General features: G+C 41.8%; 20 protein-coding genes, 1 tRNA gene and 1 pseudogene. 10 read left to right on the top strand and 12 right to left on the bottom strand.

Annotated elements, in window-relative coordinates; translation table 11 throughout:
• Positions 1–144 precede the first annotated feature (144 nt).
• The 4 genes from V7K44_RS12110 to cax form a co-directional block, all read right to left on the bottom strand.
• Positions 145–474, bottom strand: coding sequence for a hypothetical protein (locus tag V7K44_RS12110; protein WP_334931701.1), 330 nt, complete (start codon positions 472–474; stop codon positions 145–147).
• 12 nt (positions 475–486) lie between these two features.
• On the bottom strand, positions 487–975 hold the full coding sequence (locus V7K44_RS12115) for a hypothetical protein (RefSeq protein ID WP_334931703.1): 489 nt from the start codon (positions 973–975) through the stop codon (positions 487–489).
• A 64-nt stretch (positions 976–1,039) separates the two neighbouring features.
• A complete protein-coding gene (locus V7K44_RS12120) occupies positions 1,040–2,182 on the bottom strand; it encodes a serine/threonine-protein kinase (RefSeq protein ID WP_334931705.1) in 1,143 nt (380 codons plus the stop codon).
• Between the two features lie 453 nt (positions 2,183–2,635).
• A complete protein-coding gene (cax, locus tag V7K44_RS12125) occupies positions 2,636–3,727 on the bottom strand; it encodes a calcium/proton exchanger (protein WP_334931707.1) in 1,092 nt (363 codons plus the stop codon).
• Between the two features lie 583 nt (positions 3,728–4,310).
• On the opposite strand from cax, the gene V7K44_RS12130 reads away from it, so the two are divergent.
• Positions 4,311–7,028 carry a DUF3536 domain-containing protein gene (locus V7K44_RS12130; protein ID WP_334931709.1) on the top strand — a complete coding sequence of 906 codons (2,718 nt, stop codon included), beginning with the start codon at positions 4,311–4,313 and terminating at the stop codon, positions 7,026–7,028.
• Between the two features lie 249 nt (positions 7,029–7,277).
• Here V7K44_RS12130 and V7K44_RS12135 read toward each other — a convergent pair whose 3' ends face one another.
• The 3 genes from V7K44_RS12135 to V7K44_RS12145 are packed head-to-tail and all read right to left on the bottom strand — an operon-like array spanning position 7,278 to position 8,912.
• Positions 7,278–7,523, bottom strand: a complete 246-nt coding sequence (locus V7K44_RS12135) for a hypothetical protein (protein WP_334931711.1) — start codon at positions 7,521–7,523, stop codon at positions 7,278–7,280.
• A gap of 38 nt (positions 7,524–7,561) precedes the next feature.
• A complete protein-coding gene (locus V7K44_RS12140) occupies positions 7,562–7,807 on the bottom strand; it encodes an HNH endonuclease (RefSeq protein ID WP_334931713.1) in 246 nt (81 codons plus the stop codon).
• 7 nt (positions 7,808–7,814) lie between these two features.
• Positions 7,815–8,912, bottom strand: a complete 1,098-nt coding sequence (locus tag V7K44_RS12145; protein WP_334932011.1) for a Gfo/Idh/MocA family protein — start codon at positions 8,910–8,912, stop codon at positions 7,815–7,817.
• A gap of 1,142 nt (positions 8,913–10,054) precedes the next feature.
• Between V7K44_RS12145 and V7K44_RS12150 the strand changes: the two genes are divergently transcribed.
• The 3 genes from V7K44_RS12150 to V7K44_RS12160 all read left to right on the top strand — a co-directional run bounded on the left by V7K44_RS12150 (position 10,055) and on the right by V7K44_RS12160 (position 12,666).
• On the top strand, positions 10,055–10,450 hold the full coding sequence (locus V7K44_RS12150; RefSeq protein WP_334931715.1) for a hypothetical protein: 396 nt from the start codon (positions 10,055–10,057) through the stop codon (positions 10,448–10,450).
• A gap of 362 nt (positions 10,451–10,812) precedes the next feature.
• A complete protein-coding gene (locus tag V7K44_RS12155; RefSeq protein WP_334931717.1) occupies positions 10,813–11,562 on the top strand; it encodes a hypothetical protein in 750 nt (249 codons plus the stop codon).
• A gap of 174 nt (positions 11,563–11,736) precedes the next feature.
• Positions 11,737–12,666 carry a DUF4351 domain-containing protein gene (locus V7K44_RS12160; protein ID WP_334931719.1) on the top strand — a complete coding sequence of 310 codons (930 nt, stop codon included), beginning with the start codon at positions 11,737–11,739 and terminating at the stop codon, positions 12,664–12,666.
• 165 nt (positions 12,667–12,831) lie between these two features.
• On the opposite strand, the gene V7K44_RS12165 is transcribed toward V7K44_RS12160, so the two are convergent.
• The 3 genes from V7K44_RS12165 to V7K44_RS12175 all read right to left on the bottom strand — a co-directional run bounded on the left by V7K44_RS12165 (position 12,832) and on the right by V7K44_RS12175 (position 15,219).
• Positions 12,832–13,077, bottom strand: a complete 246-nt coding sequence (locus V7K44_RS12165; RefSeq protein WP_334931721.1) for a helix-turn-helix domain-containing protein — start codon at positions 13,075–13,077, stop codon at positions 12,832–12,834.
• Between the two features lie 161 nt (positions 13,078–13,238).
• Positions 13,239–14,510 (bottom strand): ribulose bisphosphate carboxylase small subunit, encoded by a 1,272-nt coding sequence (locus V7K44_RS12170; protein WP_334931723.1) that lies wholly within the window; start codon positions 14,508–14,510, stop codon positions 13,239–13,241.
• Between the two features lie 454 nt (positions 14,511–14,964).
• Positions 14,965–15,219 carry a hypothetical protein gene (locus V7K44_RS12175; protein WP_334931725.1) on the bottom strand — a complete coding sequence of 85 codons (255 nt, stop codon included), beginning with the start codon at positions 15,217–15,219 and terminating at the stop codon, positions 14,965–14,967.
• 364 nt (positions 15,220–15,583) lie between these two features.
• Here V7K44_RS12175 and trmFO point away from each other — a divergent pair, with 364 nt between their 5' ends.
• Positions 15,584–16,900, top strand: coding sequence for an FADH(2)-oxidizing methylenetetrahydrofolate--tRNA-(uracil(54)-C(5))-methyltransferase TrmFO (gene trmFO / locus V7K44_RS12180; protein ID WP_334931727.1), 1,317 nt, complete (start codon positions 15,584–15,586; stop codon positions 16,898–16,900).
• A gap of 99 nt (positions 16,901–16,999) precedes the next feature.
• Here trmFO and V7K44_RS12185 read toward each other — a convergent pair whose 3' ends face one another.
• Positions 17,000–17,287, bottom strand: coding sequence for a hypothetical protein (locus V7K44_RS12185; protein WP_322694718.1), 288 nt, complete (start codon positions 17,285–17,287; stop codon positions 17,000–17,002).
• Positions 17,288–17,446: 159 nt separating this feature from the next.
• Here V7K44_RS12185 and V7K44_RS12190 point away from each other — a divergent pair, with 159 nt between their 5' ends.
• From V7K44_RS12190 to ylqF, 5 genes are all read left to right on the top strand, one after another.
• The gene (locus V7K44_RS12190) at positions 17,447–18,634 is read left to right on the top strand and encodes a murein hydrolase activator EnvC family protein (RefSeq protein ID WP_334931731.1); all 1,188 of its coding nucleotides are present in this window, start codon (positions 17,447–17,449) and stop codon (positions 18,632–18,634) included.
• A gap of 44 nt (positions 18,635–18,678) precedes the next feature.
• Positions 18,679–18,751 (top strand) — tRNA-Arg (locus V7K44_RS12195).
• 329 nt (positions 18,752–19,080) lie between these two features.
• Entirely contained in the window at positions 19,081–19,659 is a 579-nt protein-coding gene (locus V7K44_RS12200; protein ID WP_334931733.1) for a Uma2 family endonuclease, read from the top strand.
• A 99-nt stretch (positions 19,660–19,758) separates the two neighbouring features.
• Positions 19,759–20,169 (top strand): VOC family protein, encoded by a 411-nt coding sequence (locus tag V7K44_RS12205; RefSeq protein ID WP_334931735.1) that lies wholly within the window; start codon positions 19,759–19,761, stop codon positions 20,167–20,169.
• Between the two features lie 31 nt (positions 20,170–20,200).
• A complete protein-coding gene (ylqF, locus tag V7K44_RS12210) occupies positions 20,201–21,082 on the top strand; it encodes a ribosome biogenesis GTPase YlqF (RefSeq protein WP_334931738.1) in 882 nt (293 codons plus the stop codon).
• Between the two features lie 106 nt (positions 21,083–21,188).
• On the opposite strand, the pseudogene V7K44_RS33185 reads toward ylqF, so the two are convergent.
• A pseudogene (locus V7K44_RS33185) lies at positions 21,189–21,322 on the bottom strand (IS701 family transposase); the annotation flags it as partial.
• Positions 21,323–21,447: the final 125 nt, after the last annotated feature.

Raw genomic sequence — 21,447 nt, forward strand, 5'->3', positions numbered from 1 at the left:
TCAGTTGCACTCAATTTAATAAATCCTCAACATTTAAGAAACTGGTTTGCTAGTTGCTGCTACTGTACCTCATAAGAGCCGTAAATGCTGTATAGCCGTGGCTAGGTATTTCTGGCTATTTGCAAACTAACAAGCACATAAATCTTAATAGTCTCCTTGAATTTCGTACAGAGGGTCAAGTTGCCGATAATGTTCGGCAGGTTGGAAATACAGCAACCGTGCCCCATTCTTAGCAAGTTGCAGTTGCTGGGTGTAAGCTAGATAAAACAAATTATTCTTCCAGATATGCCAATAAGAGGGGGAACCCCTCAGCAGAGGCTCTAAAGCTTCATCTATTCGCCAAGAATGGCCCTTGAGTAATTCTGCGATTTCTGACTGGGCATCAAATGGCTCCTCCTCAGTTCCTATCAACATATCTAATTCTTGCAACCTTCTTTCTTCTTCCTGTTGCTGTTCAGGGGAAGGAGGTTTCACAACTGCCTGTATTTACTCTGGCACATCTAGTAAGAAGAATTGTGAGTACCCACTTGCATTAATCTGTTCTTCATAAAACTGGTTTTCTTCTTCTTCTATACGGTCAACGCTACCAGAAATAAACGTCTGACCCATAGTATCTGCTTCCAGAAGGATACCATTGTGACCGTATGCGCCGACGTGAAAAGCATTGCAACCAATTTGCATAGCTAGTTCTGATAGCCGAGGGCGAGCAGCACCCCTAGCTCGACGGCATAGTAGTTCATTCGGTTGAGTTTTCACTATAGTCCATCCCGGAGTGCTAACGAACAGTCCGACAATCCATAGGTCGGGTAATAGCAGCCAGGGAGTTTGGCGCAATTCCTCATTTGATAAGGTTTGAGGTGGTTGGGAAATGCGACGGCAACCTTCAAGCTCAAAGATGCGGGTTATGGCCAGTTCGATTGAATCTAAATTATTTGACTGAATACAAGTAATGTAATTTCGGAACTCGATAAACACTGCCAACTTCCTAATACTTAAAATTATTAACGCGAAATATAGCGTTTATTTGAGTAGATGAATTTTAAGGATTATTCTTACCAAGATATTTGGCTTTTAATTCTTCTAATTCTTCATCTATTTTATTTGTACTAGAAGGCTGAGATGTGGGGTTTGGTGGCTGTATTTTATTTGCTTGAGGTTTGCTGTTACCCATAAATTGGGTTTTCATTTCTTCTAACTCTTTCTCAAGTTGACTAGGAGATTTCGATACAAAAGCGGCTGGAGAATTTGGTGGGGCTTGAGGGATAGGTTTTGGCGGTATCGCTGGCGTAGCTGCTACTTTCGGCTGTTGATTTAAGTCTTTGAGAACTTCGTCTACTGTTTGATAACGCCGAATTGGGATACTTTCTAGCATCTTGTTGAGAATGCGACTCAACTGATTACTGATGGGAGTTTGCAAGTACTGCTGCCATATCCAAGTATCGTTGTTGGTATCATAAGAATCGAAGGGCGATCGCACTGTTAATAAATTAATACAAGTAGCACCCAAACTATAAATATCGCTGGCAAAAATAGCCCTACCTCTCATTTGTTCAGGGGCTACATATTCTGGACTACCAATACTAGTACCAGTTTTATTTAAGGCAGCGCCAGTGGCAGATTTAGCAGCACCAAAATCTACTAATACTAGTTTGCGTTGGGCATCGCTCTCACGAATAATATTTTCTGGTTTGATATCGCGGTGAATGACGTGTCTGGCGTGACAAAATTGTAATACTGACAATAAATCGTTTAATAGTTGCCAGATTTGTGTTTCACTAAAAGCACCTTTATGTGCCAATTCCTGGGCTAAGTTTTGCCCGTCGATAAATTCTTGTACAAGATACTGCCGAGCTTCTTGGGTAAAATATGCCAGTAGTTCGGGAATTTGGGGATGCTTGCCCAATTCATCTAACTGCACTGCTTCTTGGTTAAATAACTCTACGGCTTTGGCAAGCGTGCTAGTGCCTTGGGATTGGGGATAAAATTGCTTAATTACGCAGCGTGGTTTTGAGGGTTTATCCTCATCCACTGCTAAAAAGGTTTTGCCAAAACCACCTTGTCCGATTGGTTTGATAGCACGGTAACGTTCTTTGAGGAGTAATTTGGTACCGCAAGTCCGGCAAAACTTAACATCATCAGGATTTTCCGGCTTGGGACAATGGGGATTAAGGCAGTAGCTCATACAGGCGATCGCTCTTATATCTCTTTATTTTACTGGCGTTAAGGGTGGAGACTTTTGCGAATCCGTTAAAATATGAGCGATCTCTACGATGGGCTACGCCTAGGCACTACTAACTAGTACAGCGTGGCGGAAATTAAACCAACATTTGAAAACTTGCAAAAGCCTTGATATACAAGCTTTTGACCGTGCCAATTTTAGATTTTAGATTTTGGATTATTTTCGGTACAAGCCCTACCCGCAAGTGGCGTGGAATAAATCTAAAAGACGCTCTCTACGAGACGCTGCGCGAACGTAGACTCGCTAACGCTCCGAAGACAGTCAATTTAAAATCCTCAAGCTGTGTCTCAAGAGTGGGCCCAGTCAATCCAAAAGACGCTCGATGACTCGCTAACGCTGCGCTATCGCAAATCTAAAATCCAAAATTGTTTGACTTTTGATTTCCGCCTTGCGGTACTACCCCATACCTTCCATCACTGGGTGGAAGTAGAAGGCGAACCCCAATACTGTATAAGCAGCTAATAACAAAGTGCCTTCCAGCCAATTGGACTTACCATCGGAACTAATACTGTTGGCAATTAACACTGACACAACCACAGCTACTAATTCAAAGGGTTTAAAATCCAAATCCATTGGTTTACCTAATATCCGCCCTGCTATAACTAACACGGGTGCAACAAATAGGGCAATCTGCATACTCGATCCCACAGCTACCGAAAGGGAAAGATCCATCTTATTTTTCATTGCCACGGTGACTGCTGTAGCGTGTTCAGCCGCGTTACCGACGATGGGAACCAATATCACCCCTGTAAACAGCGCCGTCAAACCTAGCTGAGATGTGGCCACTTCTAGAGAATCTACTAGCATTTCTGACTCAATTGCCACTAGTAAGGTACATACTAGCAGCACACCAACCCACAACATCATATTTGGTTTCGCGTGAGGGGTTTCTTCTTCTTCTGTCTCCGCTACACCCACATCATACAAATAGGAGTGGGTTTTCATCGAAAATAGCAGCGTTAGGGCATAAACCAAGATTAAAACTACGGCAACAGCAATAGAAAGATTTTGCAGTGTTTCTTCGTTAATTCCTTGAGAAGTATAGTTCATTGCTGTTGGCATCAAAATGGCAATCACTGCCAAATTCATCGAAGCAGCATTCACCCGCGCCACAATTGGCTGAAATGTCTGTTCTTTGTAGCGCAGTCCTCCCAAAAGCATGGAAAAACCCATCACCAGTAGTAAGTTGCTAATAATCGATCCCGTGATACTAGCTTTGACTACATCGATTAACCCAGCGTTCAGGGCTACTAGGGCAATGATTAATTCTGTAGCGTTGCCAAAGGTGGCGTTTAACAAGCCCCCCAATGATGGTCCCACTACGACAGCAATTTCTTCTGTCGCTGTACCCATCCAAGCTGCTAAGGGCAGAATTGCTAATCCAGCTGTAATAAAAACTATCAATTCTCCCCACTCCAGAAAGTGGGCTGCTACAGAAACCGGGATAAATAGTAGTAAAACGAAAAGAATAATGTTTTTGGTTGACATTTGTTGTCTTAAGTTGAGGGTATCATTCACAGCGAGCAATCCTAAGTTTCAAATTTGGAGTGTTGAATTAACAATCACTTTCACTCAGCACTTCCATAGGATACTCTCAACCGCCTGTAGAGCAATTCAGAAATTGTACTGTTTTCCGCTTACCGCTGTGGATGTTGTGTAAAGCAAAATTGCGATATAATGAGTTCTTGTAATCTTTTGTTGCAAAAGTATGAATTTGAGCCAAAGTATTACATCAAAAATGGGGTTTAATATATTAAAAGACAATTAAAATTTTGATTGGCGCTTAATAACAGAAAACCCCTAACTAAGGCTTTGTTCAATGGCTAATTACTTTGAGCCTTCAGGGAAAGGGCTGTCTTGCAAAGTTCCTTCAAGTCGGCAGAGCCGCCTAACGGACTTTGCGCTGTGCGATAACGCAGATTTCCCACTACAATAAAACCGCTTTGTCAAAAATTTGGTTAGGTTTCATAGTTGTTGTTTATACCGGATTTTGTGTGAAAACTATTGTAGAAAGGTTTACGCACAATGTTTTTGGTGCAACTGCAAGTTTTTTGTTTTGGATTAAATATACATGACTTCTGCTGCCCAAATGCCAGCTAGCTCTGGCTCAACGTTAACATTACATTCAGATCCCAATAACACCAAAGAAACCGATCCCCTGGGAAAGGCTAATGGTGTTTATGTGACGGTGCATGGTCATTTTTACCAGCCACCAAGGGAAAACCCTTATCTGGACGCAATTGAACGCCAACCGAGCGCTGCACCTTTCCATGATTGGAATGAGCGGATTCATTGGGAATGCTATCGTCCAAATGCCTTTGCCAGAGTCTTAAATGACCAAGGTGAAGTGGTGGGGATCGTTAATAATTACGAGTATTTCAGTTTTAATATTGGGCCAACGCTGATGTCGTGGCTAGAACGCTACGATGTGGAAGTTTATCAGCGAATATTAGAGGCAGATGCCAAGAGTAGCGATCGCTTGCATGGTCACGGCAATGCGATCGCGCAAGTATACAATCACATCATCATGCCTCTGGCGAACGAGCGCGACAAATATACCCAAATTCGCTGGGGTAAAGAAGACTTCCGCTCCCGCTTTGGCCGCGATCCCGAAGGAATGTGGCTAGCAGAAACGGCTGTAGACTACGCCACCCTAGAAGCTCTTGTTGCTGAAGGTATTCGCTTCATTGTCCTGGCACCGTCTCAAGCACTGCGTTGCCGTCCTCTCCCCACTCCAGATCGTCCCCATCCTGAATGGATCGAAGTCGGTGGTAGTCAGATTGATTCCACCCGTCCTTATCGTTGTTATTTGAAGCCAACACTAGATACTTCATCTTCACCTCTGAGTGCGGTTGCCACTAGCCCCAACGATAGTAGTACAGAAGAATTACCCTACATTGATATCTTCTTTTACGATGGGCCGATATCGCGGGACATGGGTTTTAGTGATGTCGTTTATAATTCCAGTCACTTTGCCGGACGTATTGGTTCGGCGGTGCGTGGGGATCATCGTCTGGCACAGTTGATTTCTGTGGCGACGGATGGGGAAACCTTTGGACACCACAAAAAGGGAACAGAGAAAACTTTAGCCTACGCCTTTACCAAAGAGTTTCCTCAACAGGGTTGGACGGTGACAAACTTCGCCCACTATTTGAGCTTAAATTCTCCCAGTTGGGAAGTGGAATTAAAGTCAGTCACAGCCTGGAGTTGCGCCCACGGTGTCGGTAGATGGGAGGATGACTGTGGTTGTGGTGGGGAAGGTGGTGTTTGGCATCAGAAATGGCGTCGTCCACTGCGGGATGCCCTAAATTGGCTGCGGGATCAGTTAACTGAAGTGTATGAAGAACATGGTAGACAGTTATTTCGCGATCCCTGGCTAGCGCGAGATGAATATATCCAAGTCATGCGCGATCGCTCTGCTACTAATGTCAACCATTTCCTCGCCCGTCATCAAACCCACAAACTAACCGCAGCCGAACAAGTAGACGCTCTCCGCCTATTAGAAATGCAGCGTCATGCGTTGTTAATGTTCACTAGTTGCGGCTGGTTTTTTGAAGAAATTTCCCGTCCCGAGGGGACACAAATTCTGCGCTACGCCGCCCGTGCTTTGGAATTGGCAGGGGATGTGGCAGGTGTGCAGTTGGAAAAAGGCTTTGTCAAACGTCTTGGTTTAGCCCCCAGTAATGTGGATCAGTTCAAACACGGTGCAGAAATTTATCGGCAACTCGTGTTAACTGCCCAGCTTGGCTTTAAGCAAGTTGCAGCCCATTACGCCATTACTTCCCTATTTACCAGCCAGAAACCAGCAGAGACACACAATTCCCTACCGAGAAAAGATGCTGCTGACAAACAGTCTCAGCGTTACCATAAGCGGGTTTATTGCTACGCTGCCAATGAGTTAGATTACCAACTGCAACGGATGGGATCGCTAACTCTGGCTGTGGGAAATTTAAAGCTGGTATCAGAGATTACTTGGGAAAGTGAGCATTTGGTATTTGCGGTTCTGCATTTGGGAGGCTGGGATTTTCATTGCGGCATTCAGCAATTTACCGGGCGGCGTGATTATAGCCAATTAAAAGAAAAGCTGTTTGGGGCGCTAAAACAAGCTAGTGCAGCTCATACGATCTTGGCGATGACGCAGCTATTTGGAGAAGAAGCTTTCAGCTTGCAAAATCTATTTGCTGAAGAACGCCACCGGATCATGGGGCTGCTGAGTCAAGAAACACTGACACGTTTAGGACAGTTGTATACCCAAGCCTACCGTGATAATTATGGTGTGCTAATGGCGTTTCATCGCGATGAAATCGCAGTACCGCAAGAATTGCAGGTTGCAGCAGATATTGCTTTAGGGCATCGCTGTCTGATGACATTGCGATCGCTTGAACAAGAGATTGCCGATCCCCAAAAGAGTTGGAATCACATCTTAGAATTGGAAGCGATCGCAACTGAAGCAAAACATCTGCGTTGTCGGCTGAATATTCCCGACGGTAAACAGATGTTAGAACAATTAATTGCGCGATCGCTCTGGCAATTGTTGAACGATGCCAATGGTAGTTTTAATGCAGATATCCAACTATTGGAACGATTGATTGATGTCGGGGATCAACTAAATATTGATATTTCCCTACAGCGATCGCAGGAACTATATTTTAGTTGTCTGCAAAGTCAGATAGCCCCGGTGTGTATTACTAGCCTTGGTAATGAAGGAGATAATCAGTGTCTTCAGTTGCTCAAGTTAGGTAAAAAGTTAGCGGTTGATGTTAGCTCAATCTCCAATCAGTTGGGATAGATGTAGTGGCGCACAGCAGTACATTGGTGTCAACGTTTTGCCCTCACTCCCAGCCCCTCTCCCATCCGTGAGAGGGGAGCTAGACATTCAATTCCCCTTCTCCTTTGGGAGAAGGGGTTAGGGGATGAGGGCGTGAGGGATTTGCAAAATGCCTGTCCGATGTAGTTTTCAACTTAGTTTTACTACTGTTAGCGCAGCGGGGCGTAGCCCATTCTGACTTCTGAATTCTGAATTATGCTGTAACTTTCTTTACCTGACGTGGGAGCGATCGCAATGGTAGGGATAAAGCCACTCACACTTAAAGAGTCCACGGGTATGTTTTTCAAAAAATGTTCCTGCATGGCGTCCAGGTGATATATCGATCCCAGCTTTAGTTTTAATCTCATATAACCAGGGAAAGGCTACTACTAACATAGCTGTGATAGCGAAGAGGTAGATAATTGTAGTTTTAATGTTGGGAAATCTTCGAGAATTGCTATTGTGATTTTGAGACATAGAAATGAGGAGAAACTAATAGCTCATACCATCGTAACCTAAAGCTGAAAATATCGCCTAAAACGCGGGTCGATATTATCTGTTTTCTGCTGATTACAGGTAAAACAGAGAGTTTGGAGATTACTAATATCATTTTGACCCCCACGAGCGAGGGGAATGATATGATCGATACTGAGGTTAGTTTCTATATTAGTTTTACCGCAACTTCGGCATTGATATTGGTCGCGTTGAAAAACATATTTTTTGACTTCCGGCGGGATACGAATGCGGGGAGTTTTGCTCATTTGTTTTCTAATTACTCAGAAATTCTTCCAAACTGGGTACATCTAACCAACTTGATTTTTGATGCGATTCATGAGATAAATCCATCAACAACTGAGAATAAATTCCTTCGCGTAGTGATGGTGTAATTTCCTGATTGCGTTCAATTCCTTGCACCCATTGGTCTACTACGCGGATAAATGCTGAAATGCGCCCATCAGCATAATTTTTGGGAAAAATTAACCGATTCGGTATTTCTATTTCTGTTAGAGGTTTACCTAGCTGGGAACCCCAAACACGAAAACCATGTATATAATCTTTTTGATTTTCACTGCCCACAACTAATGTACCGCGATCGCCATATACTTCTACCCAATGGGTTCTTGATGCATGAATCACCGCACTGATAGAAAGTTGGCAAGGTGTACCATTAGCTAATTCCAGCGTTAATATACAATTGTCATCTGTATTCACTGCCTTAGATTCCCCGCTAATCGGGTCAACTCGTGTAGGAATAGCAGTAGTTAAATGAGCGTTTAATCTACGCACTGGCCCAAATAACCAGTGAATATAATCGAAGGCGTGAGAACCCAAAGATCCCAATGCACCGCCTCCTTTCTCTCTATCAGAATACCAATTCCAAGGGCGTGAAACATTAGCACGAGAAGAACCTAACCAATCAATTTTAATTAAGCGTAACTCACCCACATAGTTTTCTGACAATAACTCTGCAAACAATTGCCATGCTGGTACAAAGCGAAATTCAAAGTCTACAGTTGCAATAACGCTTTTTGCTTTAGCTAACTGATAAAGTTCTTTCGCTTCAAGTGCATTTAAGGTTGTCGGTTTTTCTAGTAATAAATGTTTTCCAGCTTGCAGTACAGTTTTTGCCATTTCATAGTGCAAAAAGGGCGGCGTCGAAATGCTGACTGCTTGCACTTCTGGTAATGCCACAATATCTGTCAGCGAGTCGGAAGCGTGGGGGATATTATGGGATTGTGCTATAGCTTTGGCTTTATTTATATCTCGATGATAAACAGCAACTACCTCACTTAGAGGATGTGCTTGGAATCCGGGTATGTGGACTTTTTGACCAAATCCAGTACCTGCGATCGCAACTCCAATCATATAATTTTTATCCCCATATTTATTAAAAGCCTGAGTCAATACTCTCACAAATCTTAAGAAATATCCGGGTAATAGATAGCCGCTCTTCGGGAGGGGAAACAAAGCGTAGCTTTGGCGGGGTGGGGTTCTTCGGGTTTAATAAGCAATCAAGCGGACATGATATTATTTGCCAGGTTATGTTTTCTCCTGGTAAATAAGTGGATGGAATCAAACGTAGTAACTCATGCGGATGTTGGGTTTCGTGCCTCAACCTAACCTACATAAGTCTTAAAGGATGTTTGAAAAGTCATGATTGATGTATCAAATATTTTTTTACCCCTCCCTAACCCTCCTCTTAGAAAGGCTACGGTGTACACACATCTTTTTGCTGGGTGCAAAATGTGTATTGATCCCCCTAAATCCCCCGATAAATTGGGGGACTTTGAGAGCTTTTTGCCCCCCTTTTTAAGGGGGGTTGGGGGGATCAAAAGCTTGTGGCGCAACTCTAGAAGACTTGTGTGTACACCGTAGCCGATATATTGGGGAGGGAACTAGATTTTCCGGTTTCCCCCCTTTATAAGGGGGGTAAGAATGCAATTAAAATCACAGCCAACGAATTTTCAAACAACCTCTTGTATTAAATTATATCAGCTAACAGTAGTACATGGATTGACTGTTGTAATTACTGATACTTTTAGCTTGCTTTTTATGTCTGATGTATGCGTTGCTGTAGGCATCTCTGCCATCAACTAATTACAATTTGGGTTAATGGCGGCTATCGAGGCAAGAATTTTCAACATTGGGTGATGAATGTATACCGATAGATTATCTCGGTTGTATTCGCATCAACATTGCAACGTTCTTCATCAAGATTGCAATATTTATCATCAAAATTGCAATATTCTTCATCAACATTGCAACGTTCTTCATAAATATTGCAATATTCCTCATCAACATTGCAATATTCCTCATCAACATTGCAATATTCCTCATCAACATTAAAGCAATTGTAAAGAAAAATAGGTAAAAACTGGAAATATAGAGAAATTACTCAGATTAGTTGGGATTTTTTTAACAAATATAATTATCACTAATTTTACTGAACCAAAAAACAGCTTTAGTAAGCCAAAGTAGCTTTAGAAACCTCTCTAAGGAATATATTGATGTCTCGTAAAAAACGTACATCCCGTGTTCTCGAAAAAGCTGAGTTGAGATCCGCTGGACTAAAAGCAATTGATTCAAATATGAGTTTTGGTAATGATTGCGATTTGCAAAACTTGAGTCAAGCAATTGAACAGCTAAGAACCATGCTTGATGCTTATAATACTGCGTTAACTGTAATTGATTCTTCTAAAACTAAAATTGATGCGATGGAGAAAACCCTAAGTAATCTTACAGACAAGATGGTGAGAGGGGTTGCTTTTAAATATGGCAAAGATAGCAGCGAATATGAAATGGCGGGTGGGGTTCGTGATAGCGAACGGATTCGCAAAAGCAGATTGAGCCGCTTGAAAGGTGTTGCTGGAGAAGCTTCAGATAAAAATCCTAAAACTACCTAATACAGCCCAGATAAAAGCATAAAACAGAGGGAAAACAATGTTCTTGCAAGGGATGTAGAGAACGAACAAAGGCACTTGGCTGATTAAAATTATTTTATCAATTACTGCAATTGTTTATGGTAAAGCATAACCTATTGCATTTTTTTATATGTACTAATACTCTTTGATAAACAACAATTATATACAGCTACTATCATGCATCTTTATGCGTCTTAGATCGGGCATTTTGTAGTCATAACTAATATTTTTTAATACTGAGACTCTTGCTGCATAGTGTTTTCAACCATTTTACTTGTCTAAATACTGATTAGAGTTTATAGTGATACGGTGTTTTCCGTTCCTTGTCTCGGCAGATTCATAACATGATTTATTCTGGCAAATTACAAAAGTATTTTGCGGGCATTTCTTTGTCTGTAATTGTAGTAGGTGACTTAGTTCTCACACAAAAAACTGCTCCAGTTTTAGCTGAAACCATAAATACATCGGTTGGCGATGCTGTGACATTCAGTTGCAATGATAGTGAAGCGACAGTTGCAGCTAAAAATGGCCCAAAAGTAGTTAATGGAACAGCAAAAATCTACATTGGTTATGAGCAATTATCAAATAACAAAAACCCTGTAACTATCCGCTTTAATAATGGGATAAAAGCATGGTGTCGTAATGATTACGAGACAACAGGTGACGATGGTACAGGTTACGGATTGTATTGGAATGGAAGTGATGTTTTATATGGCATTTACTCTTCTACAGGTAGTCAAACAGGTAATGATTTTAGCCGTTTTGCCAGTGGTCGGTGGTTGCCTAGCTATGGTAATGGAGGCGGGCCAAAAGCCGCAGTTATAGCCCGGATTAATCCATCTAATGGCCAGGTTGATTATGCCACATTTTTATCTTCTAAAAAGCCAGATAATGGACAAACAAACTCTTTACTTGTCAATTCTCTATCATGGAATGGCACAAATTTAACTGTGAAAGCTCAGTCATGGTGGACTCCTCGTGGCACTAATACAAATTCCATGAATTGCTCTGGTTCATCACCTTATCAATACACAGCCGCATTTACAAGCGATTTAAGAACGATGACCTCAGCTTCAGCCAATACTTGTAGTTAAAAGGTAAAAATTCAGCTTTCAAATTAAGGAAACATATTGTTTCCAGTTGTTTAAGAATTAACAAAAAATCTGGCAATCTAATTCGCAGCTTCAGATACCTGACTTCTCTAAGAAGTTGGGTATCTTGTTGTTCACAAATGATTTAGGATTACTAGATGGTATAGCAATCAACTAATGAACGAGGAACTGGAAAGAGCAGATAATGATAGCCCCTGGAAAGAAATTTTAGAAGCTTACTTTCCCCAAACAGCAAAACTAATTAATTGGAAACGTCCCCACGAATTTCTCGACAAGGAATTTCAACAAATAGCCCGTGAAGCAGAACTTGGTAGGAGATATGCAGATAAATTAGTTAAAGTCTGGCAAATTCAAGGACAAGAAACTTGGCTATTAATCCATGTAGAAATCCAAGCAAAATCAGAAGACACCTTTGCAGAAAGAATGTTTTCCTACAACCTGCGGATTTTTGACAGATTTGGGAAACCTGCCATAAGTTTGGCAATTTTGTGCGATACAGACCCGAAATGGCGACCCAATCAATATAGTTATAATTATCCCAATACCAGGCTTAACTTTGAATTTGGAACCGTCAAGCTGCTGGATTATCAAAATCGTTGGACAGAATTAGAAGCCAGCGACAACCCATTTGCAACTGTAGTAATGGCGCATTTGAAGACGCAGCAAACAAGTAAAAAGCCAGGAGAACGCAAAGCTTGGAAATTTAGCTTGATTCGCCGATTGTATGAATTAGGATTGCAAGAAAAAGATATTCGTAACCTTTACCGATTTATCGATTGGGTTATGATTTTACCAAAAGCCTTGGAAGCAGAATTTTGGCAAGAGTTTAAGCAATATGAGCAGGAGCGGACTATGAGCTACATTACCACAGGTGAGCGCATTGGTTACGAGCGGGGAAAACAGGAACAAGGACAAACACTCGTATTACGGCTACTACAAAAACGAGTAGGAGAGTTACCACAAGAGGTTCGGGGACAAATTCAAACTCTTTCTCTAGAGCAATTAGAAGCACTTGGCGAGGCTTTATTGGATTTTACAACCATTCAGGATTTACTTAACTGGCTGGAAGCAAATCAAACAACGTAAAAAATTTATTGATGGAAGATCAAAAAGACGCATTAACAATTCAAAATTCAAAATGACGCTCTCTACGAGACGCTAAAAGCGTAGCTTGCAACTCTTACAGAGTACGCGGACTCGCTAACGCTGCGCTAACAAAATTCAAAATTAAAGACATTTTTAGACGGGGATTTAAACCCCGACTGAAACTGGCACTACCTGTAGAGCCATTTGAATATAGGTCATACCTTTACCCGTTTCTTCGTATTGAGTATTAGTTTTATTGAGGTAGAAATTCCAAACAAAGCGGGAACATCCAAAGCTTTTAGCTAAGGATATTTCCTGCTCTTTGTTTGGGTAAATTCTGACCTTCAGTACATCTAACATCAATAACAATGATTCGCTACACTCAGTTTTATACTGGTCGCAATTCATCATCCCGTTACAGTCGCCAGACTTAACGGGAGTCCTCTTGCTCCATTAAGATAGAAAATAAACCTTTTTAAACCCGCGTGGGCGGGTTTGGTCTGTTTAGATGCAGTTTCTAACCGTCGATTTAACTTCCGATTTCTAACTCCCGGATTCTGCTGCATCTGCCCCTAATTGTTCCCATTTGGACGCTGAATAATTGTCTCCACCACCCGCCGCTTGGCTTTAGGATCGATACCTACTAAGCGCACATATTCACCGCTATATTCTGCCAGAGTTGATTCCAAATTTGAGATGGCATCAGATTCGGCATCGATGTGGCTATGAACACAAGTTTGCCAAGAACCTGTGCGGAAGCGGCGCTCATCTACGTGTTCAATACTAATTTTGTAACCTTGAGATAATAATTGTCTAATTTGAGCTTGTGTGTCTAGAGTCAAATGTGGACTTGATGCTTCCTGTTTCTGGAATTGATTAGTTTTTACTTCTTTGGTTGCGCCATTTGACGGCTGACTAGTTGGTGTCACAGCAGCAGGTGGTGCTGATTGAGAATTTCTACCTCGATTGAGTCGATTGTAATCATCAACCAAATGGGAACTTTCCACCCGTTTTTGTTCGCCAACGAGGAAATTACCAGACTCGATTAAGTGAGACAGCCTGAAATCTGGCTTTTTAAATTCTGGTGGCCCTTGAGTGCTGTTAACCACATTCAAGGATATCTGCTCAAAACCTACTTTATGGATGTAGTTGCGGATTTGTTCGTCATAAATGCGCGATCGCAAAGCGCTAAAAAAGTCAATAGACTGATTGACAAAAGTATCAACTAGCTGTTCAACTTCTTTCTGTGACAGTCCATCCGGTTCAAAAATCCCCTTGACAATTCCCACCTTATCATCTCTATCTGGTTCCCAGTAGAATTTCTCCATCCGTCCATCCCGAATTAACGGTGCATAGAGGGTAGAAAAATCATTACCTGTGACAATAATCGGCACACGATGTAAGGGTGTGGAATCATAGCTTCCCGGCAACTGCACATCTGTGGGATTATCAGCAATATTCATCAGTGTGGCATTCACCAGCTGCGTGTTTACAGTATATTGAGTGCCTTCATCAAAGCGTCCAGCACCAGCATCTAAATCGTTAATCATCAGTACACACATTTTGCCGCGTACTTTGATCAGTTCAGCTGTTTCCCGATAGCGCAACCGAATCAACCGCGCCGGATCTCCCGCATCTGGACTTTCTAATTCGCCGCCAGATACGTGAGTCACTTCGATACCCATTTTCTCGAAGACTAATTGACATTGAAATGTTTTGCCTTCTCCTTTGCGTCCATGAATACCCAATATCACGGGAACTCGCACGCCAGGAAGCTTCAGGAAATTTTTGGTGATGTGGACAGCAAGTTTGTCCAAAAAGCGGGGAGCGATGTAGTAACCCATGAGTTTATGTGATGAAAAATTAACACTTCTAAGGTTAATGTTAATTTTTTTTTGGGGATAGCGATCGCTTTTCTTTCAGACAAGGTTGTGTTTGTTAATTTGTTGGGTTGATTAGACATCTTGCAAAAGTAGCTTTTGTAAGATGTTGGGGAAAGGTTAAAGGTAAAGGGTAAGGGAAAATTTCATACCTTTACCCTTTACCCCTTCCGCTTTTCCCCACAATGCCAAGAAGTCTATTGTCTGTTGCCATTGAACGCGCTCCCAAGCATGGACTCGTGAAAACTGCTGTTATTTAGTAGTGCCAAAGATTTGATTACAATATCAAATGACTTAGATTAGCCATTTGTATAATTCCAGGATTACCTAGATTAGCCTATTTTTGAGAATACAGCGTGTTTTCAAACACGTCCTAGTATTGCATATTGCTATAGTTAATGGAAATCGGTTGTATCTACTACGTCTCATTAACCGCAACTCCTTTGAAAGCAAACACCGCCTCTTCTGTTAATATATTTGGGTTGTTAGGATCGTTATAAATTGGAATACCGTGATTTACAAGAGCAGAATTAATCTTACTGTTTAGTACTGAATCAGGAGGCGTTTCGCCACCGTATACACTTTTTAATTCATCATCATCTGTTACTTCCTCAATAAACATAACTGGCGCTAGATTTAAAGCGACATTATCTTTGATTTTGTTTTTAATCATAAATCACGTCCCAATTACGCATTGTTAACTAATTCTTGAATGCATACTGAATGTATCATCTGGAAAAAGGAAAAATCAAGGGTTTATACAAAACATCCTACTTTTTTGATTCATGGAATTAGGCAAGGGCTGAGGACACGATCGCACTTGCTGGCAATGTGCCAGTTGGAAAGTGTTAGGCACACTGCTGACGATGGCTTTTGGTGTGACAGCAGAATCGATTGTAAAAAACCTTGAGAGCTTATTCTCAACGTTACAATTGGCCTAATATATTTGCACTAGTTGTGGTTTAACATCACTTTTGATTTAATTTTACTTCTGTAATGCTGATGGATACTTATAATATGGGAATTAAAATTTAACTATGGAAACACAACCGATACAAGTAATTGGAGGTGGACTAGCTGGGACAGAAGCAGCTTGGCAAATAGCGCAAGCTGGAGTGCCAGTAATTCTGCATGAAATGCGTCCAAAGCGATTTAGTCCGGCTCATCATACAGAACATTTAGCAGAATTAGTGTGTAGTAATTCCTTTGGGGCAATGGCAAGCGATCGCGCGGCGGGATTATTGCACGAAGAGTTACGCCAACTCGGTTCGATTGTCATCTCGAAAGCTGATGAACACGCCGTTCCTGCTGGTGGGGCGCTAGCCGTAGACAGGGGACAATTTGGCCAAGATTTAACTGAAACTTTAGCGAGTCATCCTTTAGTTGAGTTTCGCCGGGGTGAAGTGTCTGCAATTCCTGAAGGGATTGTGGTTTTAGCAACGGGGCCTTTAACCAGTCCCGACTTAGCAGAAGATTTGCAACGCTTTACAGGGATGGAATACCTCAGCTTTTTTGATGCAGCTAGCCCGATTATCGTGGGAGAATCGATTAATCGTGACATTGCTTTTATGGCATCACGTTATGACAAAGGTGAAGCCGCTTATCTCAACTGCCCAATGAATAAAGAGCAGTACTTGCACTTTCGGGAAGAACTCTGTAAAGCTGAACAAACAGAACTCAAGGGTTTTGAACGAGAAACGGCAAAATTTTTTGAAGCTTGCTTACCCATAGAAGAACTAGCACAGCGCGGGGAAGATACCATGCGTTATGGTCCCCTAAAGCCAGTGGGATTGTCAGATACTCGCACAGGGGAACGTCCTTATGCTGTAATCCAGTTACGACAAGAAGATAAAGCTGGTCAGTTGTGGAACATGGTAGGATTTCAAACAAATCTGCGTTGGGGCGAGCAAAAGCGAATCTTTCAATTAATTCCAAGTTTAGAAAAAGCAGAGTTTGTCAGACTGGGAGTGATGCACCGCAACACTTTTATTAATGCTCCTCAGTTAATGCATCCTACCTTGCAATTTAAAGAGCGTCCAACATTGTTAGCAGCTGGGCAATTGATTGGTACTGAAGGTTACACTGCTGCGGCTGCGGGTGGTTGCTTGGCGGGAATTAATGCAGCGCGGTTAGCTTTGGGTAAAGAAGCTTTGGTTTTACCACCAACAACCATGATGGGTGCGTTATTAGAATTTATTAGTTCTGCTTCGCCGAAGCATTTCCAACCAATGCCGCCTAACTTTGGGATTTTTCCCGATTTAGGAATGAAAATCAAAAGTAAACCAGAGCGTTATGGACGTTACCGCGATCGCTCTTTAGCTGATTTGGCAAATTGGAAAGCTAATCGTAATTAATGAGTGCTGAGTGCTGTTAGCGGATAGCTAAGGTTTAGCCCGTGCTGAGTGCTGAGTTTTGTTTAACTCCTTGTCCGCTTGTCTCGCACTCCCCACTCCCTATTTTTTAATAGTGACTAATCCATGTATGCCTAGTGCTGTAATTACACCTCCCAGTAATCCCCAGGTACCATCGGCAAATACATTGATGCGATGAATGTAGGTGCGATGATAGGCATACTCTAACTGTCTATCATTTACTTTTCCAACCTCTACCAAGTTTTCCACATACTTTTCAGCTTTAATAAGTGCTGCATAATCGAGATTAAACCAATACAACGATACTCCCACCACTGCCAAACCTGGAAAAACCAAGGTAATTAAGAGAATTGCTATACGTGCGTTCATACACCTCACCCGCTGACATACCTGCTCAATGCTGACATAGCTAGAATCCTTGTGTTACAACTTGGCAGGCCAATTTAATAATGCGTTGGAGTGAGTGAATCAGATTTTGGGAATAATCCTCATAGTGTTTGAAAGCATCGTTTTAGTTAGGTTCGCACTATGAGAGGGCGATTTCTCGGAAAAAAGCAGATTTATTGCTGTTTATCTATTGCATTTTGCTGTATTTTGTGGATTTGTTTGGCATTAATTCCAGCCGACGCAACGTCTACAGGGTCTATTGATACTCTACGACAACAGCAGCAACAAATGAACCAGCAGCGTCAGGGTGTAGTTGGAGAACGCGATCGCTTAACAAATCTTCAACAGGAGGCCCAAAAACACCTGACTGGTTTAAAGCAAAATCTGCAAACTACAGATAGCTATCTTCTAGAGAGTGAATCACGATTACAACTCGCTACCCAACGCCTCCAGCAGTTAGAAACTGATTTAGATGTGGCAGAACGTTCATATCAGGAGCGGCAAATTGCAACAGTAGCACGATTGCGTTATCTTCAGCGATCGCCTGCTTTTGCGGGATGGGCAGTTTTGCTCGAAAGTGAAAATATCAGCGACTTTTTCAGCCGTCGTCATCAGTTGAAGTTAGTGTTTCAAGCAGATCAGAAAATTTTGGTCAAACTCAACACCCAAGCAAACTCAATCGATAAACAAAAAACGGAAGTAGAACAGCAAAAAAATGAAATCGGCTTAATTCGCGAGCAACTGTTAGCACAAAAAGCCGATTATCAAACCCAGGCACAATCACAATCAGAATTGATTCAACGCCTGAATAGCGATCGCTTGGCCTTAGAAGCTGCGCAAAATCAGCTAGAAAGGGAATCTAAAAATCTGGAAGTTTTGATTCAACAAAAGGTAGCAGAAGCCCAAGGAAAAACCAACAGCCGAACAGGTATCATCATTCGAGGAACTGGGGTAATGGCATATCCTAGCGATGCTCCTACTAGCAGTCCCTTCGGCTGGCGGATACACCCTATTCTTGGCTATCGTCGCTTTCACGCTGGGTTAGATTTTGCCGCCAGCTATGGTAGTAAAATTCGAGCAGCGGATTCGGGAACAGTAATTTTTGCTGGGTGGTATGGTGGCTATGGTAGAGCAGTAATTATCGATCACGGTAATGGCATAACTACACTCTACGGTCATACCAGCGAGTTATATGTTTCTGAGGGACAAGCAGTTGAACGCGGACAAGCGATCGCTGCTGTTGGTTCTACAGGTTTCTCAACTGGCCCCCACCTCCACTTTGAAGTCCGTCGCAATGGTACACCCGTAGACCCAGCTAATTATCTTTAAAGCTGGGAATTTTATCACAGACGTGCTATAATATTGAAGATTAAGGGCGCGTAGCTCAGTGGATAGAGCAACAGATTCCGGTTCTGTGGGTCGGGGGTTCAAATCCCTCCGCGCTCGTTACCTTTACAAGACTAACCACAAAATCGAGAGGTTATTTTCTCTCATGGGATAAACCTAGTTTACATCATGAGAAAGAATGGCAACGGATAGTCTGGAATACAAAAATTAGTGTACGTATGTGGTAGTTGACATAACACTATACTAGAGATTTTGTTTTCTCATTTAGTCTCTCACACCCCTATTACCTACCCCAAAATTGTTTTAAAAAATAAAACAATGGGGCATTTGTTGGGGGGAATTCCTAAAGTAGAGGTAGGGGCTAAATCGTCCCTATTAGCAGCAGATGGGTTTGATGCAACTAGGATTTTTGTGGAGCGCAATTAATTATGACTGCTTTAACCTTACAATTACCTTCTAATCTGCAATTTACTGATGAGGAATTTGCACAGATTGTAGCCGTGAATAAAGAATTACGACTAGAGTTAACTGCTGAAGGGGAATTAATTATCATGTCACCTACTGGAGGAGAAACGGGAAACCGTAATTTTGAGCTGTATCTTGATTTAGGAGTTTGGAACAGACAGAATAAACTCGGAAAAGCTTTTGATTCTTCTACTGGGTTTAAACTGCCAAATGGGGCAACTCGTTCCCCTGATGCTTCTTGGGTAAGGATAGAAAGATGGAATGCTCTTACCCCAAAACAAAGAAAGAAATTTCTCCCTTTGTGTCCTGATTTTGCAGTGGAATTAGTTTCTGAAACTGATGATGTGGAAGATACTAAAGCCAAAATGCAGGAATACTTAGCAAATGGCTTACAACTGGGTTGGTTAATTAATCCTAAAGATAAACAAGTAATAATTTATCGCCCAAATCTTGCACCAGAAGTTTTACAATCTCCTACAAGTTTATCGGGTGAAGATGTTCTCCCTGGTTTTGTTTTAAATTTACAGCAGATTTTTGCATAGATGTCATTTATCCACAAGATTCAACACCGCCGCAAGTGCTGAGTGTAAGAACTTTATAAAAGTGATAGTCTCAACAAAATCAAATAACTCAAAGCTTATATGGTTTTTCAGTACACTAACGCATTTGTCACCATAGCATCGGTTAATTTTGAGAAGTTAGTGAATTTCTATACCAAATTGCTAGAGCAAAAGCCAGTTCCTTTGGTTCCGAACGTCTATGCTGAGTTTAATTTAGTTAGTATGCGATTAGGTATTTTTAAACCAAAGAACACAAAAGAATCAGAATTTGAAGCGATGTCTGACGACAAGCCACTTTGTGTCTACGCCAAAAGTAAGATAAGTTTGTGTTTAGAAGTAACTAACTTAGAAGATGCGATCGCTTACCTAACTGCTTTGGGCTATCCTCCACCAGGAAACATTTCCATTGCTTCCCACGGCAGAGAAATATATGCTTATGACCCTGATGGCAATCGTCTGATTTTACATCAAGCCATAGTGAATGATAATTGATAAGTGATAATAATTTATTTGGTAATTAACTATGGCTATAACTCAAAACTATAGATTAAACCTGATTCAATGGTATCCAGGTCATATAGCGAAAGCTGAAAGGAAGCTCAAAGAACAGCTGAAGCGCGTAGATGTGGTGTTTGAGGTACGAGATGCTCGGATTCCCTTAGCGACTCACCATCCCCAAATAGGTGAGTGGGTAGAAGGTAAGGCACGGGTGTTGATACTTAACCGAGTAGATATGATTACGCCACAAATGCGATCGCTATGGATCGATTGGTTTAAACGTCAAGGAGAAGTCCCCTATTTTACCAACGCTCAACATGGTAAAGGTATAGCAGAAGTGGCGCGGGCAGCGCAAGCCGCTGGGGTAGAACTTAATCAAAGAAGAAGCGATCGCGGGATGTTACCCCGTCCAGTGCGGGCTGTGGTGATTGGTTTTCCCAATGTCGGTAAATCAGCTTTAATTAACCGCTTGTTGGGAAAGCGAGTCGTGGAAAGTGCAGCCCGTCCTGGGGTAACTCGCCAACTACGCTGGGTGCGAATTTCCGAACATTTAGAATTGCTAGATGCTCCTGGTGTCATCCCTCTAAGATTAGAAGACCAAGATGCAGCCTTGAAATTAGCTATTTGTGATGATATCGGTGAAGCATCTTACGATAACCAGCTAGTAGCAGCAGCCCTAGTGGATTTACTCAACTATTTAGAAGCTGTAGCAGGAGATTTATTACCAAAAAAACCATTACAGTCTCGCTACCAACTCGATTCAACATCAGACACCGGAGATACCTATTTACACGCCTTAGCAGAACATCGTTATAAAGGTGATGTAGAGCGAGCAGCAAGGCAACTTTTAACAGATTTTCGCAAGGGGTTGTTGGGTGAAATGAGTTTGGAATTGCCACCTAATTAAATCTAAATTCAAATAGTAAAAATTAGGAAACTTATTTGATTTTTAACAGGACTTACACAACTGTCACAAGCAATGGCGCGGCTATAGCATTCAGCGCGCCAAACAACTAGGCGATAAACATGGTAACGTCTTGACTTTTAATTGCGGAGCTAAATAATTTGACAACAACCTATGCTTGATTTGATAAATTGTTTGACCAGTTTTATCAGCTAAATATTTGAGCTTAAACCAGACTAAAATTAATTGATTTATTGGAGTAGCACATAGTTACTGAAAAATGCGATCGCACTAGATATCAGAGCCACTTGAAACGACTTAATACTACATAAACAACAGCGACTAACGGTTTATGAAAAATGGATATT

Origin of the sequence: Nostoc sp. (genome assembly GCF_036917235.1) — a bacterium.
Lineage (GTDB): Bacteria > Cyanobacteriota > Cyanobacteriia > Cyanobacteriales > Nostocaceae > Nostoc.